This is a genomic window from Haloarcula limicola, assembly GCF_010119205.1.
In the GTDB taxonomy this organism is placed as follows: Archaea; Halobacteriota; Halobacteria; order Halobacteriales; family Haloarculaceae; genus Haloarcula; species Haloarcula limicola.
On sequence record NZ_WRXM01000002.1, the window covers coordinates 566,734 to 591,886 of the forward strand.

Genomic DNA, 25,153 nt, shown 5'->3' on the forward strand with positions numbered 1-25,153 from the left:
TCGTACCGACAGTTCGGCTTCGAGGGAGTTAAGCGGCGCGCGAGCCGTGTCTCCGGGGCTCTCAGTGACACACTACCAGTAAGAGCGTCCTACCGGCGATCGCAACCGATCCGACCGGCAGTATAAGCGCGTCGAGCGCTAACACCGGTCGTGAACGTCCGTCGGCTCACCCCCTCACCGCGAGCCGTCGACTGGGGCCTGTTCGCGGCCGTCGGGACGCTACTGGCGACCGGTGTAGCGACGATGTTCACCGGAACGCCCAGTACGGCGTGGGTCATCGACCTCCACGCCATCGCGGGCGTCGCCCTCGTCTGTCTGCTCCCGGTGAAACTGTGGCGGGTCCGTCGTCGCGTCGCTCCCGAGCGCCTCACCGGGCGGCGCGCCCTCTCGGTCGCCCTCACGCTCGACGCCGCCGGCGCGCTCGTCACCGGCGTCTGGTGGGTCTTCGGCGGGTCGCTCGACCTCGGTCCGTGGGGGCTGTTTCACCTCCACATAGCGCTCGGCCTACTGGTCCCGCCGCTACTGCTGTGGCACCTGCGCTATCGCTATCACTCGCCGGCGGAGGTCACGCGGCACGGCCGCCGGGACGCGCTTCGATACGCCGGCCTCGTCACCGCCGGAGCGCTGCTCTGGCGACTGCAGGGACCGGTCAACGACCTGCTCGATACCGCGGGGGCCGACCGGCGCTATACGGGCTCGCGCGAGGAGGGGACCGGCGAGGGCAACCGCTTTCCCGTGACGAGTTGGGTCGCGGACGACCCCGACCCCGTAGACGCCGGCGAGTGGCAACTGACCGTCGGCGGTCGCGTCGAGCGCGAGCGGACCTACGCGCTCGCCGAGCTCCCGACCGGCGCGAGCGAGGACGCCATTCTCGACTGCACGAGCGGGTGGTACTCCGACCACGAGTGGCGGGGCGTCCGAGTCGGCGCGCTGCTCGACGCCGCCGGAGCGGACGACGCCGGAGCGTGGGTGCAGTTCCGGTCGGTGACGGGCTACCGCTGGAGCCTGCCTATCGAGGAGGCCCGCGACGCGGTGCTGGCGACTCGCGTCGACGGCGAGCGCCTCTCGCACGGCCACGGCTTCCCGTTACGCCTCGTGGCACCGGGACGGCGCGGCTTCCAGTGGGTGAAGTGGGTCAGGGAAGTGCGCGTGGACAAACGGCGAGAGTTCGGCGAGTGGGTCGCTATCTTCGTCAGCGGACTGTGACTACAGCAGCGCGTCGATAGTGGCCCACAGGTCCGGGCCGTCGTCCCCGTCCTCGTAATGAATCGGGACGAATCCCGCCGATCGCGCGCCCTCGACGTCCGCCTCGTAATCGTCGCCGACCATGACGTACTCGTCGGCGGGGAGCCGTTCGCGGAGCAGGTCGAACGGCGCGGAATCGGGTTTGTGCGCGCCGGCCTCGTAGGAGGTGACGACAGCGTCGAACGCGTCGAGCAGGCCGTGGTGTTCGAGCTTGCCGACCTGCCACTCCCGCGTGCCGTTCGTTATCACGCCGAGCGCCTCGTCCTCGCCGAGCGCCGAGAGGCTCTCGCGGGCCGCGTCGGGCACCTCGGTCGTCGCGTACGCTCGCTCTCGGAGCGTCTCGACCATCGTCTCGGGATCGCCGTCTCCGCCGGCCTCGGCGACGACGGCCCGCATCGACCGCTCGAAGGGGTTCGGTTCGAGGTCGCGCTTGGCCGCTCGAAACGTTTCCTCGGCAATCCGCACGAGCGCGTCGGTCGCGTCGAAGCCGTGGGCGTCGAGCGTCGCCCGCGTGACCGCCTCGTGGGGCTCCGTCCGGTGGACCAGCGTCCCGTCGAGGTCGAAACACAGCGCCGTCGTCATTCGGGGTCGACCGGCTTGCCGTCCTCGGTCGGCGGCGCGACGGCGTCGATATACGACTCGGCGTCGGGTTCGCGTACCGTCACCTCGACGTGGATGTCGCCCAGTTCGGAGGCCTCGCCGACGGCGAAGTTGACCCGCCCCTCGAAGGCCGCCTGTTTCTTCAGGTCGAACGAGAAGGTGTCGCCCGAGAGGGTGTCGAAGAAGACGGAGCGGGCGGTGTCGAGGATCTCGGCCTCGTGGAGCTTCTGGGAGAAGCCCTCCATCGTGTGGACCTCGGCGACGAGTCCGCCCTCGCGGTGGGCGGGGTCGGCCTCCGGGAAGAGGTTCCGGACGGCGTCGGCGACCCGGGCGGTGACCTCGGTGTCGTTGACCGGAACCGTGATCTCCACGTCGACGCTGTAGACGACGCTCATCGCTCGATCTCCTCCGCGCCCTCGCGGAGCAGCGTGCGCACCTTCCGTTGGAACGCCGCGAGCGTCTCCGCGTTCTCGATGGTCACATCGGCCATCTCGATGGCCTTTCCCATGCCGAAGCCCAGTTCGCGCTCGTCTCTGTCGGTGAGCGACTCCCCGGTCTCGTCGTTCATGTCGTCGCGCCCGCGCAGGTCCAGTCGCTCCGCGCGCAGCTCGAAGGGCGCGTCGACCTCGATCAGCAGGAACGACTCGCCGAAGGCCTCGCGGAACGCCTCGACCTCCACGTCCGAACGGATGCCGTCGACGAGGACGGTGTCGCTCTCGGCCAGTTCGTCCTCGATGAGCGGCAGCGACCGCTCGGCGATGGCACCCGGGCCGTTCTCCTCGCGCAGCGCCTGTGCGATCCGCCCGTGGTCGCTCGCGGGGTCCAACCCCCGGTCGCGGCACTCCTGGCGGATGACGTCGCCCATCGTCACGACCGGCACCCCCATGTCGGCGGCGACGTTGGCCGCCTCGCTCTTGCCGCTGCCGGGGAGCCCGACGATCCCGATAACTGTCATTGCCCGCGGCTTCGCCAGCGGCGGCCAAAAGCCCTACCGTTCGCGCACGACCACGAACTCCGCGAGGTCGCGTAAGTACTCCATCGACTGCGAGTCCGGCGCGTTCGTCGTCTCCAAGGCCTCCAGCGCGGCGTCCGATTCCGCACGCGCTCGCTCGTTGGCCTCCTCGGCGGTCATCTCCGTTACCTCGACCAGCGACGGTCGCTCCATCTCGGCGTCGTGACCCGTCGGCTTGCCGAGCGTCTCGGCGTCGGCCGTCGCGTCCAGCACGTCGTCGCGCATCTGAAACGCCACGCCCACCCGCTCCGCGTACTCGCCCATCGCCTCGACGGTGTACGCGTCGGCGTCGGCCGCGATCGCGCCCAGTTCCGCGGCCGCCCGGAACAGCGCGCCGGTCTTCCGGCGAGCGAGTTCCATGTACTCCCGCTCGTTGGTCGGCTGAGCGACCAGTTCGGTCGCCTCGCCCTCGCCGAGTTCGACCATCGCCTCGGAGACCGTCTGCATCGCCCGCTCGTCCGCCGAGAACAGCGCGAACGCCTCCCCCAATAGGCCGTCGGAGGCGATGATAGCGGGGCCGTGGCCGAACGCCGTCCACGCCGCCGGCGTCCCGCGGCGCACCTCCGACTCGTCGATGATGTCGTCGATGACCAGCGACGCGTTGTGGACCAGCTCGATGCCGACGCCGAAATCCAGCGCGTCGTCCGGTTCGCCGCCCAGCGCCTCACAGACCAGCACCGTGACCGTCGGTCGCACGCGTTTACCCCCCGAGAGCGCGACGTGTCGGACCTCCTCGGCCAACTGCTCGGGTTCGACGCCGTCGAGGACCGCCTCCAGCCGCTCCTCGACGCGGTCACGACGCCGCTCCAGATGCTCCATCGTTCGCCTTTGAGGACCAGGACACAAAGTACCTGACGACCCACCTTTTTCGACGGGGGGTTCGGGCGCTTCGCGCCCTCAACCCCCGCCCAAAAATCTGGACCAAAAAGGCTGAACGCTCGGCTTCGCCTCGCGTTCAGTGAAACCGCTCGCCGGTGGCGAGCGGTATGCTACGCTCGGCAGCCTGCCCTTCCCCGTAGCGCGCGATGAAACGCGCGCTCGGCCCACGCCGTTGCTATCCCTCGAACTGCTCGATGAGCGCGGGCACCACCTCGAAGAGGTCGTCGACGATGCCGTAGTCGGCGATGTCGAAGATGGGCGCGTTGGGGTCGGAGTTGATGGCGACGATGGTGTCGCTCCCCTTCATCCCGGCGACGTGCTGGACCGCCCCGGAGATGCCGATGGCGATGTAGACGTCGGGCGTGACGACCTTCCCCGACTGGCCGACCTGCCTGTTCTTCTCCAGCCAGCCGTTGTCGATGATGGGCCGAGAAGCGGATACCGTTGCGTCGAGCGCCTCGGCGAGGTCGCGGATCATGTCGAGGTTCTCCTCCTCCTCGATGCCGCGACCCACCGAGACGAGCACGTCCGCGTCGCTGATGTCGACGTCGCCGCCGCTCACCTCCTCGAACCCGGTGACCGTCGAGCGGACGGCCGACTCGTCGATGTCCACGTCGAAGGACTCGACAGTGGCGTCGCCGGTCCCCGTCGCTGCCGGCCACTCGGCGGGGCGGACGGTCACTGCGGGAGTCTCGCTGTGGACGTCGATAGTCGTCTCGACCTTCGAACCGTACAGTTCCCGCGTCGCCGTGAGTTCGCCGTCGTATTCGAGGTCGACGACGTCGGTCACCAGCGGTCTGTCGAGGCGACTGGCGACGGCGGGCGCGTAGTCCAAGCCGTTGACGGTGTTCGGGAGCAGCAGGAACTGTGGGGAGACGGCGTCCGCCAGCTGTGCCACCGCCTGCACGTACACGTCGTGGTTGAACTCCTCGCTCTCGTCGATCGTGTGTATCGTCTCGACGCCCTCGCGGTTCAACCGGTCGGCGAAGGCCTCGACGTCGCCGCCGACGACCGCGGTGTGGAGCTCGACGCCGGCCTCGTCTGCGAGTTCTCGTCCGGCCGTCAGCGCTTCGAGGCTCACGTCTCGGAGTTCGCCCCGGCGGTGTTCGGCGACGGTGAGGACCGTCACTGGCCCACCCCCCTCTCGCGGAGCACGCCGGCGAGTTCGGCGGCCGTCTCCTCGGCGCTTCCCTCGAACACCGTCGCGTCGCTCTCGCTTTCCGGTTCGTAGAGGGCGGTCTGTTCCAGCGGACTCTCGACATCGGCCGCCGAGAGCCCGAGGTCAGAGAGGCCGTACTCGGCCAGTTCCTTGCTCTGGGCCTGTCGAATCCCGCGAAGGCTGGCGTAGCGCGGCTCGTTGATCCCCGTCTGGATGGTCAGGACCGCCGGGAGCGAGACGTCGGTCAGTTCGTCGACGCCGCCCTCCAGTTCGCGGTGGACGTGGGCGACGCCCGCCTTCCGATCCAAGTCCAGCGCGTTGACGACGGCGGCCCACTCGAACCCTATCTTCTCGGCCAGCGTCACGCCGGTCGCGCCGAACCCGTCGTCGGCCGACTGCACGCCGGTCAACACGAGGTCCGGGTCCTCCTCCTCGGCGACGGCCGCGAGCAGCCGCGCCTTCGTCTCGGGGTCGAGCAGTCCCGCCTCGGCCAGCGCGTCGTCCCAGACGCGTATCGCGCGGTCGGCCCCCTTCGCCAGCGCCTGCCGGATGGTGTCCTCGGTGTCGGCGTCGCCGATCGTCACGGCGACGACCTCCACGTCCTCGCCCGCCTCCCGTATCTGGACGGCCGCCTCGACGGCGTAGTCGTCCCACTCGTTGAGGTCGTCGGTGACGTAGCGGTCGTCGATGGACAGCCCGTCTATCTCGAACTCGTCTTCGACGACGGCCACCTGTTTCACCGTGACAAGGATTTTCATACCACGCACTGCGGCCGGACGGCGAATAAACGTTTCCGAACCAGAAACCACCCCGGGGATGTTTACCCTACTCGTCGATCTCGGTGACGTCCTCGTCGGGGAAGGAGATGAGGTTCTCCCGCCCGATCCGGAGCTTGTCGATACGGCCGTCCTCGTCCATCGCGGAGAGCAACTGGGAGACCTTGGCGTTCGACCAGCCGGTCTCCTTGACGATGCGGGCCTGCTTCATCCGCCCGCCGTTCCGGTCGAGCAGGCGCTCGACGCGCTCCTCGTCGCTCAAGAGCGTGACGTCGGTCTCCTCGTCGCCGTCGTCGGACGCAGCGGCGGCGCCCGACTCGTCGGCCCCGTCGGTCGCCACCCCGCTCGCGACGGCCCCGGCCGCGCCACCGCCGTCACCGCCGCCAGTATCTGTCCCGCTCGCGCCCGCGGGCGGAAGGTCGAGGTTACCCTGCCAGTTGATGTACCCGACCGCGACGACGAGTCCGACGACGAGCATGAGGACGGCCCCGAACCAGAAGGGGACGTTCCCGAAGAGGCCGGCCGGCCGTTCGGGCGTGTCGGTCGGGGAGCGGTCGGGGTTGCCGGTGTAGACGATCTCGAGATAATCCGGTTCGAACGTCCGCGGTCCCTCGAATCGGAGTTCGCCGTCGATGACGGCCGTTCGCGGCGGCGAGTTCTGGACGCCGTACCCCGCCGGGGCCGAGATGACGAGTCGCTGGTTCTCGCCGAGGCTCCTGAACCACGTCCCCTCGGGCGTCTCGAACGCGTCGCCGACGACGAGTCGCCCCCGTTCGACGGTGGCGAAGTCCGTCCACGTAAATTCGAGAATGAGCGTCCCTCGTCGCTCGTTGACGACGTAGTCCCGGCTCATCCCGGTGATGTTCATCTCCCGGCCCGTCGCCGCCGTCGCCCGCTCGTTGGCCTCGCGGAACGCCGCTTCCCACCGGGTGTCCGTCTCACCGTCTACGTACTCCTGGGCCAGCGATTCGAAGGCGTCCGTGTCGTTCTGGTCTTCCAACGCGTACGTATCCGTGACGGTCCAGCGGGCGTCGCCGTTGGGCTGTATCTGGACGTAAAACGTCGTGTTCTCGGTGACCGGCGTCGGCGTCTCGGTCGGCGTCGTCTGCTGTGCCGGCCGCGTGGGGGCGACCACCGACGCCGCGACCGGCGTCGCTACCGACGCCACGACGAGGAGGACGAGGAAGACAGCGGGGGCCCGCGGGACCATTTCCACACGAGAATCCACAGTCCGTCGGCAAAACCCTTTCCATCCGACTATAAAACGTCAGACGCGCCTTTGAAACGTCTCGGGCCTTCTCAGCCAGCTATTCGAGGTGTAGTAATAGAGGGATTTTTGTACGGTGGGGCTGTATCCGGGGGTGATGCGAACCCTCTCCGCCCTCCTCGTCGCACTCCTGTTCGTCGGTGCGGCGGTCGCTCCTGCCGCCGGCTGGAGCGCGTCGGCGACACAGTCACAGACGGCCGTGCCCCCGGCCCCGCGTGTCGCCACCATCGAGAACACCACCAACCACCTGACGATCCCCGACAGCGAGGTCAGGACGTCGTCGTTCAACGAGAGCGGCATCGACGTCGGCACGGCCGTCGCCGCCGGGTCGACGTCGCTCCATCAGCGCCACGAGGCCGCGGCGTTCGAGTCGCGCTTCGGACGCCTCGATTCGGAGTTCGAGCGCACCCAACACATCCGTCGGGCGCTGTCGAACATCGAGTCCGAGGAAGCCGAGCTCGACCGCAGACAGCAGACGGCGATCCGACGGTACGCCAACGGGGAGATAACCGCGACCGAGTTCCTCCGGGTCCGATCGATGGTCGATACGGAGTCGAGAGAACTCACGCAGCGACTCAACCGCGTCAAGAGCACCGCGGAAATAGCGCCGGATTACTCGACGAGCGACGGGATGACGACCCGGATAAACGACGTCCTCGGGAACCTGCGGACGCTGCAGGGACCGGTCGGCGAGCAGTTGACCGAGTCGATGTCCGGTGCCGACGGCGCGGACGTCGTCTATCTCGAATCCTCGACGGACGCGTACATGCTCGCCACCATCGACGGGAGCCAGTACGTCCGCGAGACGCGTCTGGGAAGCCAGCGAGCGCCGAACCTGACCGACACGTTCGCGGAAGCCGACGGCGATCGCCTCGTGGCCGCGGTCGAGCGCGGACGGGAGCTGTATCCGTGGACGTACCAGCGACAACTCCCCAGCGTCAACGCCTACGGCGACACCGGGATCTACCGGCTGGCCGCCCAGACCAGCAACGGTCAGCTGACGTTCTTCCTAGACGGCGGGACCACAAACGTCTTCTACGAACTCCAGCACCGCGACCTGAATAGCGTGCGAACGTCGAGTACCGAGACGGCCTTCGAGGAGGGCCTCCGGGTGACCATCGACCAGTCCTACGAGACCGGCCCCCTGGTCATGTCGGTAGTCGAAGAGGATTCCTCGGAACCCGTCGACGGGACGGTCGAGATCAACGGACAGCCGGTCGGTCGAACCGGGTCGAACGGTCACCTCTGGACGGTACAGCCTCGCGGCTCGTACACGATCAACGTGACTACAGAGAACGGAACGGAGATCTCGGTGCCCGTGTTTCCGGAGTGAGGAGCCCTCTACTCGGGCACTTGCGCGATCGTCGTGATCGCCCGCGGGCTCCCGGGACGGGACTGTTGAATGTGGTGTTCGAACGCCTCGTAGCCGGCGGCTTCGAACATCCGCGTGGCCTCGCTCTCGTCGTAAAACAGCATGATGGCGTCGGCCAACTTCTGGAAGATCGTGGAGTTGGGGTAGTCCGGACCGACGATGAGCACCTGTCCGCCGGGTTTCGTGATACGACGGCACTCCCGCAGCGCGACGACGGGATTCGGCCAGTACTCGATGGAACCGGACGACCAGACGACGTCGAAGGCGTCGTCTCTGAACGGAAGTCGCTCCGCGTCGCCCAAGTGAAAGCGAACGTCGCCGCGCTTGCCGAACTTCTGGTAGGCCTTCGATAACTGGTGGGGGCTCTGGTCCAGTCCGTAGACGGTGTCGACGTGTTCGAGGAGTCCTTCGGTGGCGAAACCGGTGCCACAGCCGACGTCGAGCACCCGATCGTCGGCGGAGAGTCCCAGCATCTCGATGGCTTCGTCGCGCATCCGCTCGTCCCAGATGAAGGGGTTGATCTGGTCGTACACCTTCGAGAGATACTTGTAAAACGTCCGCGCGCGGGCCTTGTTTTCGAGGACTCCCATTGTCGGCCGTTAGAATCTCGCGGTCATAATTCCCCGGATTTCGGCCAGGGAACGGATGCGCCGGCGATTCGCTGGGTGGCTGTGGTTCACACGCACGCGCAGAAACTTCGCAACTACCAAATAGCCGCTCTAGCAACGGTCACACGATTAGCAAATGCCACGGCCAGAAGTTCTAGATAGGATAAAGGAGGCCGAGCAGGAGGCCGACGAGATCGTCGCCGAGGCCGAGGAGGACCGGGACGAACGACTCGCCGAGGCCCGCGAACGGGCCGAGGAGATACGCGAACAGGCTCGCGAAGAGGCCGAATCCGACGCGGACGCCCGTCTCGAAGCGGCTCGAAAGGAGATCGAAGAGGAGCGAGCGGAACTCATCGCCGAGGGTGAGAACGCCCGCGAGGAACTCGAAGCGGAGGCCGCTGGGCGGGAGGACGAGGTGGTCGAATACGTCACAGACCTCTTCGAGGAGGCGGTACATGTTCAGACCTGAGAAGATGTGTCGCGTCTCGGTGACGGGATCGAAGCGCGTCATGGAGGAGGTCATCGAGTCGGTCCACGACCTCAGCATGCTCCACGTCACCGAGTACGACGGGTCCTGGGAGGGGTTCGAACCCGGCAACCCCGTCGACGGGGCCGACGAGGCCTCCGATCAGCTCGTGACGGTCCGCTCGCTCGAGTCCATCCTCGACATCGACGAGGAGGACGCCGGACCGAAGCGGCTCGTCACCGACGACGCGCTCGAAGAGGACCTGGAGGAGGTCCGAACGAAGGTCAACGAACTCGACGACCGACGCGGCGACGTCCGCGACGACCTCCGTGACGTCGAAGAGCGCATCAGCACGATGGAGCCGTTCGTCACGCTGGGCATCGACCTGGACCTGCTCCGTGGCTACGAGACGCTCTCCGTCGCCGTCGGTGAGGGCGACGCGGACGAGGTGAAGGTCGCCTTGGCCGACAGCGACGTCGATACCTTCCAAGTGTTCGACGAGGACAGCGTCGTCGCCGTCTTCGCCCGGACCGACGAGAGCGAACTGCAGGACGCGCTGGTCGGTGCGACCTTCTCACAGCTGCAGATCCCCGAGGGCGACGGCGAACCGTCGGAGTACTTAGAGGAACTCCACCACCGGCAACAGCAACTCGAATCCAAGCTCGCGACCGTCGAGGACGAGCTCGGCGACCTGCGACTGGACTACGGCGGGTTCCTGCTGGCGGCCGAGGAGAAGCTCACCATCGAGGTCCAGAAGGCCGAAGCGCCGCTGACCTTCGCCACGACGGAGAACGCCTTCATCGCCGAGGGGTGGATCCCCGACGAGCGCTACGCGGCGTTCGAGAGCGCGATCGAGTCCGACGTGAGCGAGGCCGTGGACGTCGAGAAGCTCGAAGTCGCCGAGTACGACGACGGTCACGCCCACGCTCGCGAGGAGATCGAACACGAGGGCGGCGGTGGCGGCGACGCGACGGTGGGCCAGACCGTGACGGCCCCCGAAGCCGAAGAAGAGGAAGAGGGCCAACAGCAGGAAGTCGCCGCCGACGGCGGCCTCGTCACGATGGACGACGACGAGCCGCCGGTGATTCAGGACAACGCGGCTCCCGCTCGCCCGTTCGAGGCGCTCGTCGAGGTCGTCAACCGCCCGAAGTACGGGGAGTTCGACCCGACGGTCGCGTTCTTCCTGACGTTCCCGGCGTTCTACGGGTTCATGATCGGCGACCTCGGCTACGGGATCCTGTACTTCCTCGCGGGGTACGGGCTCTACTCGAAGATGGACGGCGACGTGATGAAGAGCCTCGGCGGCGTCGCGATGTGGGCCGGCGGGTTCACGATGCTGTTCGGCGTCCTCTACGGCGAGTTCTTCGGTCTCCACCAGCTCGGTGAGATAGTGTGGGGCGGCAACCCGCCGATGCACAAGGGCCTCCAGCCCGTCTACGGGAACTACGCCATCGCGTGGCTGACGATCAGCCTGCTCGTCGGCATGGTTCACCTCGCCGTCGGCTGGATCTTCGACTTCGTCGAGAACCTGGAGCACGGCCTCTGGGACGCGCTCACCGAGAGCGGCTCGTGGCTCCTGATGCTGTTCGGTCTCTGGGCGTGGGTCTTCTCCGGCGCCAACGGTGCCGCACCGAACTTCCTCTACACCGCGGAGGAGGGCATCTTCGCCGGTCATCCGTTCGCGTTCGGCTTCGCCGGTCTCCCGCCCGTCAACCTGTTCACCATCCCGGTGCTCGATGCGCCGTTCTCGGCGTGGCTGGTCCTGTTCTTCGCGGGCCTCGTCCTGCTCGCGCTCGCCGACCTCATCGAGGTCGTCGAGTTCCTCAACGTGCTCGTGAACGTCCTCTCGTACACCCGACTGGCCGCGGTGCTGCTGGCCAAGGCAGGGATGGCCTTCGTGGTCAACCTGCTGTTCTTCGGCGTGTACGTCGTCGAGACGGACCACGGCGCGGAGTGGCACTTCGGGATCGGCCACTCGCCGGCACACATGCTCGAACAGGGGACCTACCACGGTCACGAGGTCACGAGCGTGATGTTCCCCGGTCTGATGCACTCGGGCGTCGCCGCGCTCGTCGGCGGGCTCCTCGTCCTCGTACTGGGGCACCTGCTCGTCCTCATCCTCGGGGTCACGAGCGCCGGCCTGCAGGGCGTGCGTCTCGAGTACGTCGAGTTCTTCGGGAAGTTCTTCGAGGGCGGCGGCAAGAAGTACAACCCGTTCGGTTACGAGCGGACCTACAGCAACGACGACTGACCGACGCCCGCGCGTCGGCCTCGCTCTCGATCTTCCCAGTTTCACACCCACGAGGGCATTCTCCGTCGCTCACAGCGCCCAGCGGTGGCTGGTACCAGCTCACATCCCCACCGTCCTGAGCGCCTAAATCGCCCGGACAGCACGCTGACGAAGCGTTTTGGGAAGCTTTATGAACTCCGTGGGGTCACATACGCCTGTTCGGACACGAGCACCCAAAAGGACTTCAACACATGATTGAGAGCATCCCACTCGTTGTCAACGCTGTACTGCAGGAAGGTACCACTGGCGCCGCCCCGGCGATCCCGGCTTCCGCCGCCGCCGCCCTCGCCGTCGGGCTGGCCGCACTCGGTTCGGGGTACGCGGAGCGCGGTATCGGTGCCGCCGCGGTCGGCGCCATCGCGGAGGACGACGGCATGTTCGGTCGTGGCCTCATCCTGACGGTCCTGCCGGAGACACTCGTCATCCTCGCGCTGGTCGTCGTCTTCGTCGTCTAAACCACATCCCCCTTTTCCAACAATGAGCCTTGATACAGTCGTAGAGGACATCCGAGACGAGGCCCGCGCGCGTGCAGAGGAGATTCGGGAAGAGGCCGACGAGCGCGCCGAGGAGATCGTCGCCGAGGCCGAGGCCGACGCCGAGCAGATCCACGAGGAGCGCGAAGCCGAAGTCCAGCGAGAGATCGAGCAGTTGCGCGAACAGCGCCTCTCCTCGGCGAAGCTCGAGGCCAAGCAGGCCCGGCTGGAAGCGCGCCGTGACGTCCTAGAGGACGTACACGAGGACGTCGAGCAGGCCGTCGCCGACATCGACGGCGAGCGGCGCGAGGAGCTGACGCGGTCGCTGCTCTCGGGCGCTGCCTCCGAGTTCGACGACGGCGCGACGCTTCGCGTCTACGGCCGCGCCGACGACCAGGCCCTCATCGAGGATATCCTCACCGACTACGACGACGCAGAGTTCGCCGGGGAACACGACTGCCTCGGCGGTGTGGTTGTCGAGAGCGAGGCCTCCCGCGTCCGTGTGAACAACACGTTCGACTCCGTGCTGGAGAGCGTCTGGGAGGACAACCTGAAAGCAATCAGCGATCGGCTCTTCGATTCACAATGAGCAGCAACGGGGCGGCAAACCGCGGCCGGAGCTCGAATTACGAGTACGTCATCGCTCGGGTTCGCTCGCGTCGTGCCTCGCTGTTCGACGACGACGACTATCGGAAACTGGTCCGCATGGGGACGAGCGAGATCGCTCGTTTCATGGAGGAGACCGAGTACGAGACGGAGATGAACGCGCTCGGCTCCCGGTACTCCGGCGTCGACCTCGTCGAATACGCGCTGAATCGAAACCTCGCGAAGCACTTCGACGACCTGCTGGAGTGGGCCGAGGGGGCGCTGTACGACTACATCGCCCGCTACCTGCGGAAGTTCGACGTCTGGAACGTCAAGACGATCATCCGCGGGCTGTACGCCGGCACGGGGTCGACCGAGGTCGAAGACGACCTCATCCGCGCCGGCGAGTTCAGCGAGCGGCGAGTCGACCAGTTGCTCGCCGCCGGCTCCATCGAGGAGGTCGTCGAACTGCTCGACGACACGATATTCGGCGAGGCGATGGCCGAGGCCTACCCGGTCTACGAGGAGAGCGACGTCCTCGTGCCGCTCGAGAACGCGCTCGACCGCGCCTTCTACGAAACCCTGCTCGAAGGGCTTCCCAGCAACCCCGAGATCGACAGCCCGACCGGGCTGTACGTCGAGTTCCTGCAGGCCGAGGTGGACTTCCGGAACCTCCGGAACGCCCTCCGCCTCGCTCGCAGCGGTGCCGACGCCGACCCGACGGAGTACTACATCGAGGGCGGGAAGCTCTTCGACGAGCAGACCCTCTCACAGCTCTCGGCGAACGTCGAGGGCATCGTCGCGGCCGTCCGCGAGAGCACGTACGGCGACGAACTTGATACGGCGCTTTCCGCGCTGGAGGAGGCCGACAACCTCATCGAGTTCGAGCGGGCGCTGGACGCGGCGCTCTTAGAGTACGCCGACCGCCTCTCGAACCGGTATCCGCTGTCGGTCTGTCCGGTGCTGTCCTACATCCTCGCCAAGGAGCGCGAGGTCGACAACATCCGGGCCATCGCCCGCGGCCGGGAAGCGGGCCTCGAACCCGACGAGATCGAACAGGAGCTGGTGATACTATGAGCCAGGAGATAGGCGTCATCGGCAGCCCCGAGTTCACGACGGGGTTCCGACTGGCGGGGGTCCGCAAGTTCGCGGACGTCCCCCAGGACGAGAAAGACGAGCAACTGGACGACGCCGTCGAGGAGATGCTCGGCGACGACGACGTCGGCATCGTCGTGATGCACGACGACGACCTGGAGCATCTCTCGCGGGGCGTTCGACAGAACGCCGAGACGAGCGTCGAGCCGGTACTGGTGACACTCGGCGGTGGCACCGGTAGCGGCGGACTACGTGACCAGATCAAGCGAGCCATCGGTATCGACCTGATGGACGAAGACTAAACAATGAGTCAAGCAACAGAATCCGACGTCCGCGAGGACGGCATCATCGAAAGCGTCTCGGGACCGGTCGTAACGGCTCGAGACCTCGACGCCCGGATGAACGACGTCGTTTACGTCGGTTCGGAAGGGCTGATGGGCGAGGTCATCGAGATCGAAGGCAACATCACCACCATCCAGGTGTACGAGGAGACCTCCGGGGTCTCTCCGGGCCAACCCGTCGAGGGGACCGGAGCGCCCCTGTCTGTCGACCTCGGACCGGGCATGCTCGACGCCATCTACGACGGCGTCCAGCGCCCGCTCGACGTGCTCGAAGAGAAGATGGACTCGGCGTACTTAGACCGCGGGGTCGACGCGCCGGGGATCGACTTAGAGAAGACCTGGGAGTTCGAACCGACCGTCGAAGAAGGCGACGAGGTCGAATCCGGCGACATCGTCGGGACCGTCCCCGAGACGCCCAGCATCGACCACAAAGTGATGGTCCCGCCGGACTACGAGGGCGGCGAAGTCGTCTCCGCCGAGTCGGGCAACTTCACCGTCACCGAACCGGTCGTCGAACTGGACAACGGCGAGGAGATCCAGATGCGCCAGGAGTGGCCGGTCCGCACGCAGCGTCCGGCCGACGAGAAGGAGACGCCGACCGAACCCCTCATCTCGGGCCAGCGCGTGCTGGACGGCCTCTTCCCCATCGCCAAAGGTGGGACGGCCGCGATTCCGGGGCCGTTCGGTTCCGGCAAGACGGTCACCCAGCACCAGCTCGCGAAGTGGGCCGACGCGGACATCGTCGTCTACGTCGGCTGCGGCGAGCGCGGCAACGAGATGACCGAAGTGATCGAGGACTTCCCGGAACTGGAAGACCCCATCACGGGCAACGCCCTGATGGACCGGACCTGCCTCATCGCGAACACGTCGAACATGCCCGTCGCGGCGCGTGAGTCCTGTGTCTACACGGGAATCACCATCGCCGAGTACTTCCGTGACATGGGGTACGACGTGGCGCTGATGGCCGACTCCACCTCCCGGTGGGCCGAGGCCATGCGCGAGATCTCCTCCCGACTGGAGGAGATGCCCGGCGAGGAGGGGTACCCCGCGTACCTCTCGGCTCGCCTGAGCGAGTTCTACGAGCGCGCCGGCTACTTCCAGAACATCAACGACACCGAGGGGTCCGTCTCGGTCATCGGAGCCGTCTCGCCGCCGGGCGGGGACTTCTCGGAACCGGTCACGCAGAACACGCTGCGTATCGTCAAGACGTTCTGGGCGCTGGACGCCGACCTCGCCGAGCGGCGACACTTCCCGTCTATCAACTGGAACGAGTCCTACTCCCTATACCGGGACCAGCTCGACCCGTGGTTCGTCGAGAACGTGCGCAACGACTGGCCCGAAACGCGTCAGTGGGCCATCGACGTCCTCGACGAGGAGGCCGAGCTCCAGGAGATCGTCCAGCTCGTCGGGAAGGACGCCCTGCCGGAGGACCAGCAGCTCACGCTCGAGATCGCGCGATACCTGCGTGAGGCGTGGCTCCAGCAGAACGCCTTCCACGACGTGGACACTTACTGCGAGCCGGAGAAGACCTACCGGATCATGGACGTCATCCAGTCGTACAACGACGCGGCCTTCGAGGCGCTCGAAGCCGGTGTCCCCGTCGAGGAGATCACCGACATCGACGCCGCGCCGCGCATCAACCGCATCGGCGTGCAGGAAGACTACAACGAGTACGTCGACCAACTGGAGGAGGACATCAAGTCCCAGCTCCGGGAGAAGTACTAACGATGAAAGAGTATCAGACAATCACGGAAATCAGCGGCCCGCTGGTGTTCGTCGAGACCGACGAGCCGGTCGGGTACGACGAGATCGTCGAGATCGAGACCGGCGACGGCCAGACCCGCCGCGGCCAGGTGCTCGAATCCGCGAGCGACTACGTCGCCATCCAGGTGTTCGAGGGCACGGAGGGTATCGACCGCGACGCCTCCGTCCGCTTCCTCGGCGAGACGATGAAGATGCCCGTCACCGAGGACTTGCTGGGACGGGTCATGGACGGGACCGGCCAGCCGATCGACGGCGGCCCGGAGATCGTCCCCGACGACCGACAGGACATCGTCGGCGCGGCGATCAACCCCTACTCCCGGGAGTACCCCGAGGAGTTCATCCAGACTGGCGTCTCGGCTATCGACGGCATGAACACGCTCGTCCGCGGGCAGAAGCTCCCCATCTTCTCGGCGTCGGGGCTGCCCCACAACGACCTCGCGCTGCAGATCGCCCGACAGGCCAGCGTGCCCGAAGAGGAAGAGGGCGACGACGAAGAGGGGTCGGAGTTCGCAGTCATCTTCGGCGCGATGGGTATCACGGCCGAAGAGGCCAACGAGTTCATGGACGACTTCGAGCGCACCGGCGCGCTGGAACGCTCGGTCGTCTTCATGAACCTCGCGGACGACCCCGCCGTCGAGCGGACGATCACGCCGCGACTCGCGCTCACTACGGCCGAGTACCTCGCCTTCGAGAAGGACTACCACGTGCTGGTCATCCTGACGGACATGACCAACTACTGCGAGGCGCTGCGCGAGATCGGCGCCGCGCGTGAGGAGGTCCCCGGTCGGCGTGGTTACCCCGGTTACATGTACACCGACCTCGCGCAACTCTACGAGCGGGCCGGTCGTATCGAGGGCCGCGAGGGCTCTGTCACGCAGATTCCGATCCTCACGATGCCCGGCGACGACGACACACACCCGATCCCGGACCTGACCGGTTACATCACGGAGGGCCAGATCTACATCGACCGCGACCTCAACAGTCAGGGCGTCCAGCCGCCGATCAACGTCCTGCCGAGCCTCTCGCGGCTGATGGACGACGGTATCGGCGAGGGCCTGACCCGCGCCGACCACGCCGACGTGAAAGACCAGATCTTCGCCGCGTACGCGGAGGGTGAGGACCTGCGCGACCTCGTGAACATCGTCGGCCGCGAGGCGCTGTCGGAACTGGACAACAAGTACCTGGACTTCGCCGACCGCTTCGAGGACGAGTTCGTCGATCAGGGCTTCGACACCAACCGCGACATCGACGACACGCTCGAACTCGGCTGGGACCTGCTCTCGATGCTCCCGAAGGACGCGCTCAACCGCATCGACGAGGAGCTCATCGAGGAACACTACCGCGAGGACGAGACCGCAGAGAGCGCCGACGAAGAGGCCGTCGAAGCCTAACTCGGCCGGTTCTCGTTTCGGCTCGCGCTTTTTCCGACCCGCTACGATTCCGTAGTTACGGCTGTATCGACCCGCTCCGCGTCGAACCGCGATATCGGCCGAACCGTCGCGCGACGACTGAAAACGGTTAACTGCCTAGGCCCGATAGAGCCCCACAATGGCTAAAGACGTCAAACCCACTCGGAAGAACTTGATGCAGATAGAGGACCGCATCGAGCTCTCCGAACGCGGACACGACACGCTGGAGAAGAAGCGTGACGGCCTCATCATGGAGTTCATGGACATCCTCGATCAGGCACAAGACGTCCGAAACGACTTAGACGACTCCTACGAGCGCGCCCAGCGCGCCATCAACATGGCCCGCGCGATGGAGGGTGACGTCGCCGTCCGCGGGGCCGCGGCCGCGCTGAAGGAACATCCCGAGCTGACGACCCAGTCGAAGAACATCATGGGCGTCGTCGTCCCGCAGATCGAGTCCAGCAAGGTCAGTAAGTCGCTGGACGAGCGCGGCTACGGCGTGATGGGGACCTCCGCGCGCATCGACGAGGCCGCCGACGCCTACGAGGAACTGCTCGAACAGATCATCCTCGCGGCCGAGGTCGAGACGGCGATGAAGAAGATGCTCGAGGAGATCGAGACGACCAAGCGCCGCGTCAACGCGCTGGAGTTCAAACTGCTGCCGGACCTCCACGACAACAAGGAGTACATCGAGCAGAAACTCGAAGAGCAAGAGCGCGAGGAGATCTTCCGCATGAAGAAGATCAAGGCGAAGAAAGAGGAAGAGGAAGACGAGATCGCCGCCGAGGAGTCCGAAGCCGAGTCCGTCGATCCGCTCACCGCCGACGACTGAGCCCGGCAGCCGATATCCCTTTCTCCCCGTCGTCCTTGTTTTCTCCATGTCCTGTTCCGAGTGCGGCGGCGAGACGCTCGCCGTCCCGGTTCCGCCCGAGCTGCGGGAGTATCTACCGGGCAACGCTATCGGTACGACCGTCTGTCGGGCCTGTCTGGCGATGGGACCGGCCGACGACCCGCCGGAGGCGATACCCGACCTGACCGTCCTCGACGACGCGATGCCGTCGAACCCGGACGCGGCGGTGCCGATGGTCCTCGTACTCGGGCTACTGGACTCGCTGGCGTTGCACCGCCAAGAGATCACGGCGCTGCTCGAACGGGTCGAACGCGCCGGGACCGACCCGTTGCTCGTCGTGGACCGACTCGCGGCGAGCTACGGCGCGGACGCCCACGTCGACCTCGCTCGTAGGCGACACCAACTCGAACAGTTACTGTAGGTGCCGACTCGGAACGCTAACTAGTTAGGTACAGATAGTATGTACCAACGCCTTCGTTACACAGACGCGGAGTCGGAACGTGTGTCCGTTCGTGGATTACCCCGTCCAAGACCCACACCGACCCCACTACCCCGTACCCCCCTTCTGGACGTATCGTCGCTATCCGATTAGACGCCGGTCGAGTAGCGCAGCAGGCCGGCGATGCCACCGAAGGCGGTCAGCAACTGTTCGCCCTTCTCGAAGTCCGTCGAGATGAACACGGTCTCGGTGCCGCGCTGTTCGCCCAGTTCCATCAGGTGGTCGATCGCGTCTTCGCGTTCGCCGGCCTCGGCGTCGACCGACGCGCCGCACCGCGTGCAGTCGTGCTCGGGCGTCGTCGCGTTGCTATTGATGAGTTCGTACTCGTCGTGGCCGTTCTCACAGGTGTAGGCGACCACGTCCTTCCGGAGGTCCTCGGAGATGAGCAGCTGTTCGACCGCACCCATGTTGAGGTTCTTCCGGGTCTGGTCGAACCCGTAGGTCGCGAGGTCGCCGTCGTGGAGCTGCTTGAAGAACTCCTCCATGACCTGCTTGTCCTGCAGCATCTCGTGTTCGGCCAGCACGTCCTCGGCGGCGTCGACGAGATCGTACAGTCCCGACTCGTCGGTGTAGGCCACGTCGAACTTCCCGAGCACCATGTCCTGCAGTTCGTGGTGGAGGTAATCGCCGTCGAGGAACTCGTCTTTGGTCGGCGAGGGGCCGCCGACGAGGACGCCGTCCATCTCGTGACGCTCGGGGACGAACAGGTCGTTGGCCATGCCCGCGACCTCCTGATAGAAGTTGTCGATGGCTTCGAGACGCAGGCGGGCGAACCGCTGGGCGGACTGACCACCTTTTCGCTGCTTGCCCGGCACGAGCGAGGACGCCGACTTGACCGGTTCGACCCGCTTGCCCTTCAACCAGCCGACGTTGGCCTCGCGTCGGTCGAGGACGACCAGTCCGAACAGGCCCTTATCGGCCAGCATCTCCTCGAGCGGTTCGGTGAGGAAGTCCGAATCGCAGTGATAGCGAAAGGACTCGATCGGGTCCGGCGGGCTCTCTAAGACCTTCGTCACCATGTCGGTTCGACCGCCGCCGGTGTCGATGGCCCCCGAAAACAGCACCATGCCGTTTTCGGGCGGATGCGTCTCGTAGTAGCGGAGGCGGTCCTTGATGGACGTCAGCGCGTCCTGGACGGCTGTCCGGGTGTCCTTCGACTTGATGTTCGACGCCTCGGAGTGTTCCTGCGTGACGTGGGCGACGACGTCGCTCAGGAGTTTGTCCTCGGGAACGTAGATAGAGACGAGCTGTGTTCCCGACCCCTGATAGCCCTTGAGTTCCTCGATTACCTTTCGGAACTCGTACTTCTGTTTGTCCGACTGCTCCTGTTCCTGCTCACTCATTACTTCGTGTTGGTTCAGGCGGTGTAAGAACCTGTTGACAGCGAGGGGCGCGCGGCTGAAAGGAGCGCGGTCCTCGAAGCGGAGCGAAAGCGTCAGCGACACGCGAGCAGCGAGAGCCCGACCGAAGGGAGGGTCTCGAAGCGAAACGGAGAGGGACCGGAAGTCCCTCAAGCAGTCGGGCGGCAACGCCACCCGACGACGGCGAGCGATAGCGAGCCGTGGAGCGGGAGCGTGGTTCAGAGAGCGACGCGATCGAGGACCGCGATAGCGAAGCGGACATTGTCCCGTGCCACCGTGAGACGGGGACACCCGGCTTTATATGAGTGCCAGTCTAGGGGACAGACAATCAGATTATGGCGGGGTACGTGTGTACGATCGCGGGCGGCAAGGGCGGCGTCGGGAAGACGACGACCGCGGTCAACGTCGGCGCGGGGCTGCAGGAGATGGGCTACGACGTCGCCGTCGTCGACGCGGACCTCGGAATGGCGAACCTCGGCGCGATGCTGACGGTCGAACCCGAGAAGAGCCTCCACGAGATTCTCGCGGGCGACGCCGCCGTCAGCGAGGCGCTCACCGACGCGCCCGGCGGACTGACAGTCATCCCCGGCGAGCAGTCTCTGGAGGCCTTCGCCGACGCGGACCCGGCGAAGCTTCGGAAGGTCATCAAGACGCTTCGGAACGCCTACGACGTGGTGCTCATCGACACCGGTGCCGGCCTGAGCCACGAGGTGGCCGTGCCGCTGGGACTCGCCGACGGCATCGTCCTCGTGACGACGCCCGACGACGTCGCTATCGGCGACACGGTCAAGACGGCGGAACTCGCCGACCGCATCGACGGCGAGGTCGTCGGCGCGATAATCAACCGCGTTACTCGCCACACCGACGTCGCCGACATCGCCGATCGCTTCCAGTTCCCGCTGTTGGCCGTCGTCCCGGACGACCCGCAGGCGACGACCGACGAACCGCTGGTGCTCAACCGGCCGGAGAGTCACGCGGCGGAGGCGTACCTCCGACTGACCGACGCGCTCGAACGGCTCTTCTTCCAGGGCGAGACGGTCGCGGGGGACATCGAGACCATCGTCGACGACAGCTGGTTCGTCGAGGAAGCGGACGAAGACGGGGACGCCGAGGACGAGGGTTCGGGCGGCGTCTTCGGCCTGTTCAACTGATTGTCACATCGAGGTCGGCGCTTCGACGCCGACGGCGTCGAGCGAGTTCGCGACGGCGTGACGCGTGGCCGCGACGAGCGCCAGCCGCGCCGCTCGCGTCTCGGGGTCGGCGTCTAAGACCGGACACTCGCGGTAGAACGCGTTGAACGTCTCGGCGAGGTCGCGCGTGTACGTGGCGACGGAGTGTGGTTGCAGGTCCTCAGCGGCTTCCTCGATGACCGCCGGGAAGCGGGCGACGACTCGGAGGAGGTCGCGCTCTTCGGGTTCGTCGAGGTGCTCGAAGCCCGTCGAGGGGGCGAGTTCGTCGTCCTCGACCTCGTCGTCTCGCGGCTCCACCGCTCGACTGTCCGAGGCGCGGTTCCGCGCCTCGCTCAGTATGCCGCAACACCGCGCGTGGACGTACTGGACGTAGGGGGCGGACTGGGCCTCGAAGTCGAGCGCGCGGTCCCACTCGAAGGTGATCCCCTTCGTCGGCTGCTTCGAGACGATGTCGTAACGCACCGCGCCGATGCCGACCTGGTGGGCGATGCGCTCGATATCGTCCTCGTCCAACTCGCCGCGCGAGCGGTCGTCCAAACGGGACTCGACCTCCTCGCGGGCGCGGTCGATGGCCTCGTCCAGCAGGTCGTCCAAGTCGATGCCGGTCCCCTCTCGGGTGCTCATACCGCCCTCGGGGAGATTGACCCACGAGTAGAACACCTGTCTGAGCTGTTCGGTGTCGTTGCCCAGCAGTTCGAGCGCGGCCGAGAGCTGGTCGGCCTGCAGTTTGTGGTCCTCGCCGAGCACCGTGACGGCGCGGTCGTAGTTGTCGAACTTCCACTCGTGGTGGGCCAGGTCGCGGGTCGTGTACAGCGAGGTGCCGTCGGAGCGCAGGAAGACGAGGTTCTTCTCGAAGTCGGGGAGGTCGAGCTGCCACGCGTCGTCCTCGTAGACGGCACAGTCCAGTTCCTGCAGTCGATCGACCAGTTCGTCCGTCGAGTCGTCGCGCATGAACCGCGTCTCCTTGACGAACTCGTCGAACTCGGCGGGGAGGCGGGCGAGCGTGCGGCGCATCCCCCCGAGGACGGTGTCGACCACTTCGGCCACGCGTTCGAACGTCGACTCGTCGCCTTCCTCTAAGCCCTGGAGAATCGCCTGAATCTCGGCTTCGGCTTCTTCGACCTTCTCGGGATCGGCGTCTTCGAGGAAGGCGTTGCCCTTCCGGTAGTAGCGGACCATCTCGTACTCGGGGGAGTCCCGTTCGGGGTCGGGCAGGTCCGACTCGTCGAACGTCTCGTAGGCCCACGTGAACACCGCTATCTGGCGGCCGGCGTCGTTGACGTAGTAGTGGCGCTCGACGTCGTAGCCGGCGTAATCGAGCACGCGAGCGACGGCGTCGCCGATGATTGGGTTGCGCGCCCGGCCGACGTGGACCGGGCCGGTCGGGTTCGCGGAGGTGTGTTCGACGACGACGCTGGTGTCGCGGTCCGGCAGGCGACCGTAGTCTTCGTCGGCCGCCGCCTCCAGCGTCTCGGCGAAGTACGCCTCGCTCGGGAGGAAGTTGACGTACGGTCCCTGCGTGGTGACCTCGCTGACGTACGTGAGGGGGTCGGCGTCGATAGCATCGGCGACGTCGGCGGCGACCTTCGGCGGCGGTGCGCCGACCTCGCCGGCCAGTCGGAACGCCGCGCTGGACGCGAGAACGGCGTCGACGTCTTCCGGCGGCTCCTCGATGCCGAGGTCGTCGGTCGGCAGACCTAACTCCGTGAGCGCGGCGTCAAGGGCGTCCTCGACCTCCGCGCGGAGCGCGATAAACATACGGCCAACTCTCGCGGCGGACAGTAAATGGGTAACGAAAGTCGGTTCGACCGACGGCGTTCAGGCGAAGAAGCGCGGCCCGAACACCATCAGGACCAACCCGGCGATCATCGACACCGTCACCGCGACGGTCACCGCCGTCGTCGCCCGGCGGCGGTCGGGGACCGGCAGTCGAGAGACCACCGACTCCGTCGTCGCCCTGAGGATGTGCCCACCGTCCAGCGGGAACGTCGGCACGCAGTTGAACTGGCCGATGACGAGGTTGATCCAGCCGGTCCAGAACAGGGCGTTCGCCAGGAGGAACACCGGCGTCGTCCCGAGCGCAGCGAGCGGCCCCTGCACCGTGTAGAAGTTCGCGGCGATACCGGTGAAGCCGGCGAAGTTGTAGCCGAAGCCGCCCGCGACGCCGATGAAGGGCAGGAGGAGGATGGCGAAGACGCGCTGGACGAACGAGAAGCCCCGCTCGGCGTTCGGGTTCTCGGGGTCGCCGCCGATGAACTCCAGGAACGTCGCGGCGGGGTACTGGTCGATGCCGAAGTCGTTAACCTCGAAGCCGCTGATGCCCGCGCGGAACGAACTCGTGAGGACGCCGCTGTCGACGCCGTCGCGTTCGGCCAGCGTCACGGTGTACTCCCGTCGCTGTCCGTCGACGTAGCCGACGACAGTCACTTCGTCGCCAGGGCTGGTCTGTGAGAGCGCCTCGCCGAGCGCGCTCGCGCTCTGGGTGCGCTGGCCGTCGAGCGACGTGACGATTATCGACGCGTTGGCGGGCGCGCCCGCCGCCTCAAGCGGGCTGCCAGCGCTGACGCGACCGTAGGCTCCGAGCGGCGTCGTCACCGTCTCCCCGTCTTCGGTCTGAATCGCGGCGACCGTGTGGTTGCGTGCCGCTCGATCGAGGTCGCCCCGCGTGTACACCTCGGTGCCGTTGACGGCGGTGATCGTCGTCCCGACGCCGAGCGGCGCGCTCTGGACCGCGCCGACGACGATGGGGGCGCGCTCTACCGTCGTCGTCGAGCCGTCGTCGAGCGAGACGGCAACGCTCCGCCGGTCGTTCTCGGCGAGTACCGCCTGGAGCTCCCGGGAGTTGCTCACCGACTGCCCGTCGATCGCCGTGATGACGTCGCCGGAGTCGATGCCGGCCTCGTCGGCAGCCGACCCGGGCAGCGAGTCTCCAACGGGCACCCCGTCGACGACGGCCAGCGAGCCGGCTATCGGTCCGAAGAGGAGAAGTAGGGCCACGAGCGACAGCGCGAAGTTGTTCGTCACGCCGGCGGCGTACATCCGGATCTGCGACCCCCGGTCCGACCGGAGCAGTTCGTCCTCGTCGGGTTCGACGAACGCGCCGACCGGAATCACCGCGATGAGCGCGAGCCCCATCGACTCGATGTCGATGTCCTCGACTCGACAGAACAGGCCGTGACCGCCCTCGTGGACGACCAGACCGAGAAGCAGGCCCAAGAGTATCTCGGGCGCGACCGACAGCGGGAGGAAGTCGTTGACGCCCGGGATCGCCAGCGCGTTCCGGGGTTCGTTCAGCGCCGAGGGCTGCGGGTCGACGATCGCCTGATACGCCCCGAAGATGACCAACAGGAACGACCCGGCCATCACGACGAGCGCGATCCCGACGCCGAGGTTCCCCCACGCCCGCCAGAACCGCTTGGGGCGGGCCAGTTTATCGAGGAGTATCTTCCCTCGTTGGGTGTGGATCGTGGTTATCGGTCCACTGAAACGGACGAAATCGGGGACCACGCCGCGGGCTTTGAGCGCCATCGCCAACAGCGTGTAGGCGACGAGTCCGGCGAGAACCCACGTCAGCGTGCTTACCATCTATCGGTACGTGGAGCCAGCAAAGCAAGAGAGTTCGGATTCGACCTTTTTACTGCGGGGGGTTTCCTCGGCCGCTTCGCGGCCTGTGGGAACCCCCACTTGCAAAAACGTCGATGAAAAAGGCCGGTCGCGCTCCGCGCGACCGGTGAACCGCCTGACTCAGCGAAACCAGTCGGTATTGAGTTCCCGGCTATCGGTCAAGAAATAGCGAACGGCGGTGTATCCGACGCCGAGAAATACGGTGATGGCGAGCGCTGATGCTACGTTGACCATACAGTAGGATTCACCTTGACGACATGAATTTTCGCTGGGCTTCGAGCGCGGTTT

Annotated in this window: 24 protein-coding genes; 13 read left to right on the top strand and 11 right to left on the bottom strand. The window is 66.4% G+C overall.

What is annotated here, in order from left to right; translation table 11 throughout:
• The first annotated feature begins 150 nt into the window (after positions 1–150).
• Positions 151–1,206 carry a molybdopterin-dependent oxidoreductase gene (locus GO488_RS12320; RefSeq protein WP_162318126.1) on the top strand — a complete coding sequence of 352 codons (1,056 nt, stop codon included), beginning with the start codon at positions 151–153 and terminating at the stop codon, positions 1,204–1,206.
• On the opposite strand, the gene GO488_RS12325 is transcribed toward GO488_RS12320, so the two are convergent.
• The 7 genes from GO488_RS12325 to GO488_RS12355 form a co-directional block, all read right to left on the bottom strand.
• Positions 1,207–1,827 carry an HAD family hydrolase gene (locus GO488_RS12325; RefSeq protein ID WP_162318127.1) on the bottom strand — a complete coding sequence of 207 codons (621 nt, stop codon included), beginning with the start codon at positions 1,825–1,827 and terminating at the stop codon, positions 1,207–1,209.
• On the bottom strand, positions 1,824–2,240 hold the full coding sequence (locus tag GO488_RS12330; protein ID WP_162318128.1) for an RNA-binding domain-containing protein: 417 nt from the start codon (positions 2,238–2,240) through the stop codon (positions 1,824–1,826). The genes GO488_RS12325 and GO488_RS12330 overlap by 4 nt, the downstream gene beginning before the upstream one ends.
• Positions 2,237–2,800 (bottom strand): AAA family ATPase, encoded by a 564-nt coding sequence (locus GO488_RS12335; protein ID WP_162318129.1) that lies wholly within the window; start codon positions 2,798–2,800, stop codon positions 2,237–2,239. Before GO488_RS12335 ends, GO488_RS12330 begins: the two co-directional genes overlap by 4 nt.
• Before the next feature lie 33 nt (positions 2,801–2,833).
• The gene (locus tag GO488_RS12340) at positions 2,834–3,676 is read right to left on the bottom strand and encodes a polyprenyl synthetase family protein (protein ID WP_162318130.1); all 843 of its coding nucleotides are present in this window, start codon (positions 3,674–3,676) and stop codon (positions 2,834–2,836) included.
• A 235-nt stretch (positions 3,677–3,911) separates the two neighbouring features.
• Positions 3,912–4,865: an electron transfer flavoprotein subunit alpha/FixB family protein gene (locus GO488_RS12345; protein ID WP_162318131.1), complete on the bottom strand. Its 954-nt coding sequence runs from the start codon at positions 4,863–4,865 to the stop codon at positions 3,912–3,914.
• A complete protein-coding gene (locus GO488_RS12350) occupies positions 4,862–5,653 on the bottom strand; it encodes an electron transfer flavoprotein subunit beta/FixA family protein (RefSeq protein ID WP_162318132.1) in 792 nt (263 codons plus the stop codon). Before GO488_RS12350 ends, GO488_RS12345 begins: the two co-directional genes overlap by 4 nt.
• 67 nt (positions 5,654–5,720) lie before the next feature.
• The gene (locus GO488_RS12355) at positions 5,721–6,881 is read right to left on the bottom strand and encodes a helix-turn-helix transcriptional regulator (protein ID WP_162318133.1); all 1,161 of its coding nucleotides are present in this window, start codon (positions 6,879–6,881) and stop codon (positions 5,721–5,723) included.
• 154 nt (positions 6,882–7,035) lie between these two features.
• Here GO488_RS12355 and GO488_RS12360 point away from each other — a divergent pair, with 154 nt between their 5' ends.
• Positions 7,036–8,271: a DUF7096 domain-containing protein gene (locus GO488_RS12360; RefSeq protein WP_162318134.1), complete on the top strand. Its 1,236-nt coding sequence runs from the start codon at positions 7,036–7,038 to the stop codon at positions 8,269–8,271.
• Between the two features lie 8 nt (positions 8,272–8,279).
• On the opposite strand, the gene GO488_RS12365 is transcribed toward GO488_RS12360, so the two are convergent.
• Positions 8,280–8,900 carry a methyltransferase domain-containing protein gene (locus GO488_RS12365; RefSeq protein ID WP_162318135.1) on the bottom strand — a complete coding sequence of 207 codons (621 nt, stop codon included), beginning with the start codon at positions 8,898–8,900 and terminating at the stop codon, positions 8,280–8,282.
• A gap of 154 nt (positions 8,901–9,054) precedes the next feature.
• Here GO488_RS12365 and ahaH point away from each other — a divergent pair, with 154 nt between their 5' ends.
• From ahaH to GO488_RS12415, 10 genes are all read left to right on the top strand, one after another.
• A complete protein-coding gene (gene ahaH, locus GO488_RS12370) occupies positions 9,055–9,387 on the top strand; it encodes an ATP synthase archaeal subunit H (protein ID WP_162318136.1) in 333 nt (110 codons plus the stop codon).
• Complete coding sequence (locus tag GO488_RS12375) at positions 9,374–11,635, top strand: V-type ATP synthase subunit I (protein ID WP_162318137.1); 2,262 nt, start codon at positions 9,374–9,376, stop codon at positions 11,633–11,635. The genes ahaH and GO488_RS12375 overlap by 14 nt, the downstream gene beginning before the upstream one ends.
• A 230-nt stretch (positions 11,636–11,865) precedes the next feature.
• The gene (locus tag GO488_RS12380) at positions 11,866–12,129 is read left to right on the top strand and encodes a F0F1 ATP synthase subunit C (protein ID WP_162318138.1); all 264 of its coding nucleotides are present in this window, start codon (positions 11,866–11,868) and stop codon (positions 12,127–12,129) included.
• Positions 12,130–12,151: 22 nt separating this feature from the next.
• Positions 12,152–12,736 (top strand): V-type ATP synthase subunit E, encoded by a 585-nt coding sequence (locus GO488_RS12385; RefSeq protein ID WP_162318139.1) that lies wholly within the window; start codon positions 12,152–12,154, stop codon positions 12,734–12,736.
• Positions 12,733–13,809 carry a V-type ATP synthase subunit C gene (locus tag GO488_RS12390; protein WP_162318140.1) on the top strand — a complete coding sequence of 359 codons (1,077 nt, stop codon included), beginning with the start codon at positions 12,733–12,735 and terminating at the stop codon, positions 13,807–13,809. The genes GO488_RS12385 and GO488_RS12390 overlap by 4 nt, the downstream gene beginning before the upstream one ends.
• The gene (locus GO488_RS12395) at positions 13,806–14,129 is read left to right on the top strand and encodes a V-type ATP synthase subunit F (protein WP_162318141.1); all 324 of its coding nucleotides are present in this window, start codon (positions 13,806–13,808) and stop codon (positions 14,127–14,129) included. The genes GO488_RS12390 and GO488_RS12395 overlap by 4 nt, the downstream gene beginning before the upstream one ends.
• Positions 14,130–14,132: 3 nt before the next feature.
• Positions 14,133–15,893 (top strand): ATP synthase subunit A, encoded by a 1,761-nt coding sequence (locus GO488_RS12400; RefSeq protein ID WP_162318142.1) that lies wholly within the window; start codon positions 14,133–14,135, stop codon positions 15,891–15,893.
• Between the two features lie 2 nt (positions 15,894–15,895).
• A complete protein-coding gene (locus GO488_RS12405) occupies positions 15,896–17,323 on the top strand; it encodes an ATP synthase subunit B (protein WP_162318143.1) in 1,428 nt (475 codons plus the stop codon).
• 157 nt (positions 17,324–17,480) lie between these two features.
• The gene (locus GO488_RS12410; protein ID WP_162318144.1) at positions 17,481–18,173 is read left to right on the top strand and encodes a V-type ATP synthase subunit D; all 693 of its coding nucleotides are present in this window, start codon (positions 17,481–17,483) and stop codon (positions 18,171–18,173) included.
• A 46-nt stretch (positions 18,174–18,219) separates the two neighbouring features.
• Positions 18,220–18,612, top strand: coding sequence for a DUF6276 family protein (locus GO488_RS12415; RefSeq protein ID WP_162318145.1), 393 nt, complete (start codon positions 18,220–18,222; stop codon positions 18,610–18,612).
• Between the two features lie 167 nt (positions 18,613–18,779).
• On the opposite strand, the gene prf1 is transcribed toward GO488_RS12415, so the two are convergent.
• Positions 18,780–20,033: a peptide chain release factor aRF-1 gene (prf1, locus tag GO488_RS12420; RefSeq protein ID WP_162318146.1), complete on the bottom strand. Its 1,254-nt coding sequence runs from the start codon at positions 20,031–20,033 to the stop codon at positions 18,780–18,782.
• Positions 20,034–20,386: 353 nt separating this feature from the next.
• Here prf1 and GO488_RS12425 point away from each other — a divergent pair, with 353 nt between their 5' ends.
• Positions 20,387–21,202, top strand: coding sequence for a MinD/ParA family ATP-binding protein (locus tag GO488_RS12425; protein ID WP_162318147.1), 816 nt, complete (start codon positions 20,387–20,389; stop codon positions 21,200–21,202).
• 3 nt (positions 21,203–21,205) lie between these two features.
• Here the strand turns inward: GO488_RS12425 and argS are convergent, their stop codons facing one another.
• On the bottom strand, positions 21,206–22,999 hold the full coding sequence (argS, locus tag GO488_RS12430; RefSeq protein WP_162318148.1) for an arginine--tRNA ligase: 1,794 nt from the start codon (positions 22,997–22,999) through the stop codon (positions 21,206–21,208).
• Between the two features lie 60 nt (positions 23,000–23,059).
• Positions 23,060–24,826, bottom strand: coding sequence for a site-2 protease family protein (locus GO488_RS12435; RefSeq protein ID WP_162318149.1), 1,767 nt, complete (start codon positions 24,824–24,826; stop codon positions 23,060–23,062).
• Between the last annotated feature and the right edge of the window lie 327 nt (positions 24,827–25,153).

What these genes read in the sequence shown, in the direction of transcription:
- GO488_RS12325 (WP_162318127.1), bottom strand. Translation starts at nt 1,827, where the DNA reads ATGACGACGGCGCTGTGTTTCGACCTCGACGGGACGCTGGTCCACCGG.
- GO488_RS12330 (WP_162318128.1), bottom strand. Translation starts at nt 2,240, where the DNA reads ATGAGCGTCGTCTACAGCGTCGACGTGGAGATCACGGTTCCGGTCAAC.
- GO488_RS12335 (WP_162318129.1), bottom strand. Translation starts at nt 2,800, where the DNA reads ATGACAGTTATCGGGATCGTCGGGCTCCCCGGCAGCGGCAAGAGCGAG.
- GO488_RS12340 (WP_162318130.1), bottom strand. Translation starts at nt 3,676, where the DNA reads ATGGAGCATCTGGAGCGGCGTCGTGACCGCGTCGAGGAGCGGCTGGAG.
- GO488_RS12350 (WP_162318132.1), bottom strand. Translation starts at nt 5,653, where the DNA reads ATGAAAATCCTTGTCACGGTGAAACAGGTGGCCGTCGTCGAAGACGAG.
- GO488_RS12355 (WP_162318133.1), bottom strand. Translation starts at nt 6,881, where the DNA reads ATGGTCCCGCGGGCCCCCGCTGTCTTCCTCGTCCTCCTCGTCGTGGCG.
- GO488_RS12360 (WP_162318134.1), top strand. Translation starts at nt 7,036, where the DNA reads ATGCGAACCCTCTCCGCCCTCCTCGTCGCACTCCTGTTCGTCGGTGCG.
- GO488_RS12365 (WP_162318135.1), bottom strand. Translation starts at nt 8,900, where the DNA reads ATGGGAGTCCTCGAAAACAAGGCCCGCGCGCGGACGTTTTACAAGTAT.
- ahaH (WP_162318136.1), top strand. Translation starts at nt 9,055, where the DNA reads ATGCCACGGCCAGAAGTTCTAGATAGGATAAAGGAGGCCGAGCAGGAG.
- GO488_RS12375 (WP_162318137.1), top strand. Translation starts at nt 9,374, where the DNA reads ATGTTCAGACCTGAGAAGATGTGTCGCGTCTCGGTGACGGGATCGAAG.
- GO488_RS12380 (WP_162318138.1), top strand. Translation starts at nt 11,866, where the DNA reads ATGATTGAGAGCATCCCACTCGTTGTCAACGCTGTACTGCAGGAAGGT.
- GO488_RS12385 (WP_162318139.1), top strand. Translation starts at nt 12,152, where the DNA reads ATGAGCCTTGATACAGTCGTAGAGGACATCCGAGACGAGGCCCGCGCG.
- GO488_RS12390 (WP_162318140.1), top strand. Translation starts at nt 12,733, where the DNA reads ATGAGCAGCAACGGGGCGGCAAACCGCGGCCGGAGCTCGAATTACGAG.
- GO488_RS12395 (WP_162318141.1), top strand. Translation starts at nt 13,806, where the DNA reads ATGAGCCAGGAGATAGGCGTCATCGGCAGCCCCGAGTTCACGACGGGG.
- GO488_RS12400 (WP_162318142.1), top strand. Translation starts at nt 14,133, where the DNA reads ATGAGTCAAGCAACAGAATCCGACGTCCGCGAGGACGGCATCATCGAA.
- GO488_RS12405 (WP_162318143.1), top strand. Translation starts at nt 15,896, where the DNA reads ATGAAAGAGTATCAGACAATCACGGAAATCAGCGGCCCGCTGGTGTTC.
- GO488_RS12410 (WP_162318144.1), top strand. Translation starts at nt 17,481, where the DNA reads ATGGCTAAAGACGTCAAACCCACTCGGAAGAACTTGATGCAGATAGAG.
- GO488_RS12415 (WP_162318145.1), top strand. Translation starts at nt 18,220, where the DNA reads ATGTCCTGTTCCGAGTGCGGCGGCGAGACGCTCGCCGTCCCGGTTCCG.
- prf1 (WP_162318146.1), bottom strand. Translation starts at nt 20,033, where the DNA reads ATGAGTGAGCAGGAACAGGAGCAGTCGGACAAACAGAAGTACGAGTTC.
- GO488_RS12425 (WP_162318147.1), top strand. Translation starts at nt 20,387, where the DNA reads ATGGCGGGGTACGTGTGTACGATCGCGGGCGGCAAGGGCGGCGTCGGG.
- argS (WP_162318148.1), bottom strand. Translation starts at nt 22,999, where the DNA reads ATGTTTATCGCGCTCCGCGCGGAGGTCGAGGACGCCCTTGACGCCGCG.
- GO488_RS12435 (WP_162318149.1), bottom strand. Translation starts at nt 24,826, where the DNA reads ATGGTAAGCACGCTGACGTGGGTTCTCGCCGGACTCGTCGCCTACACG.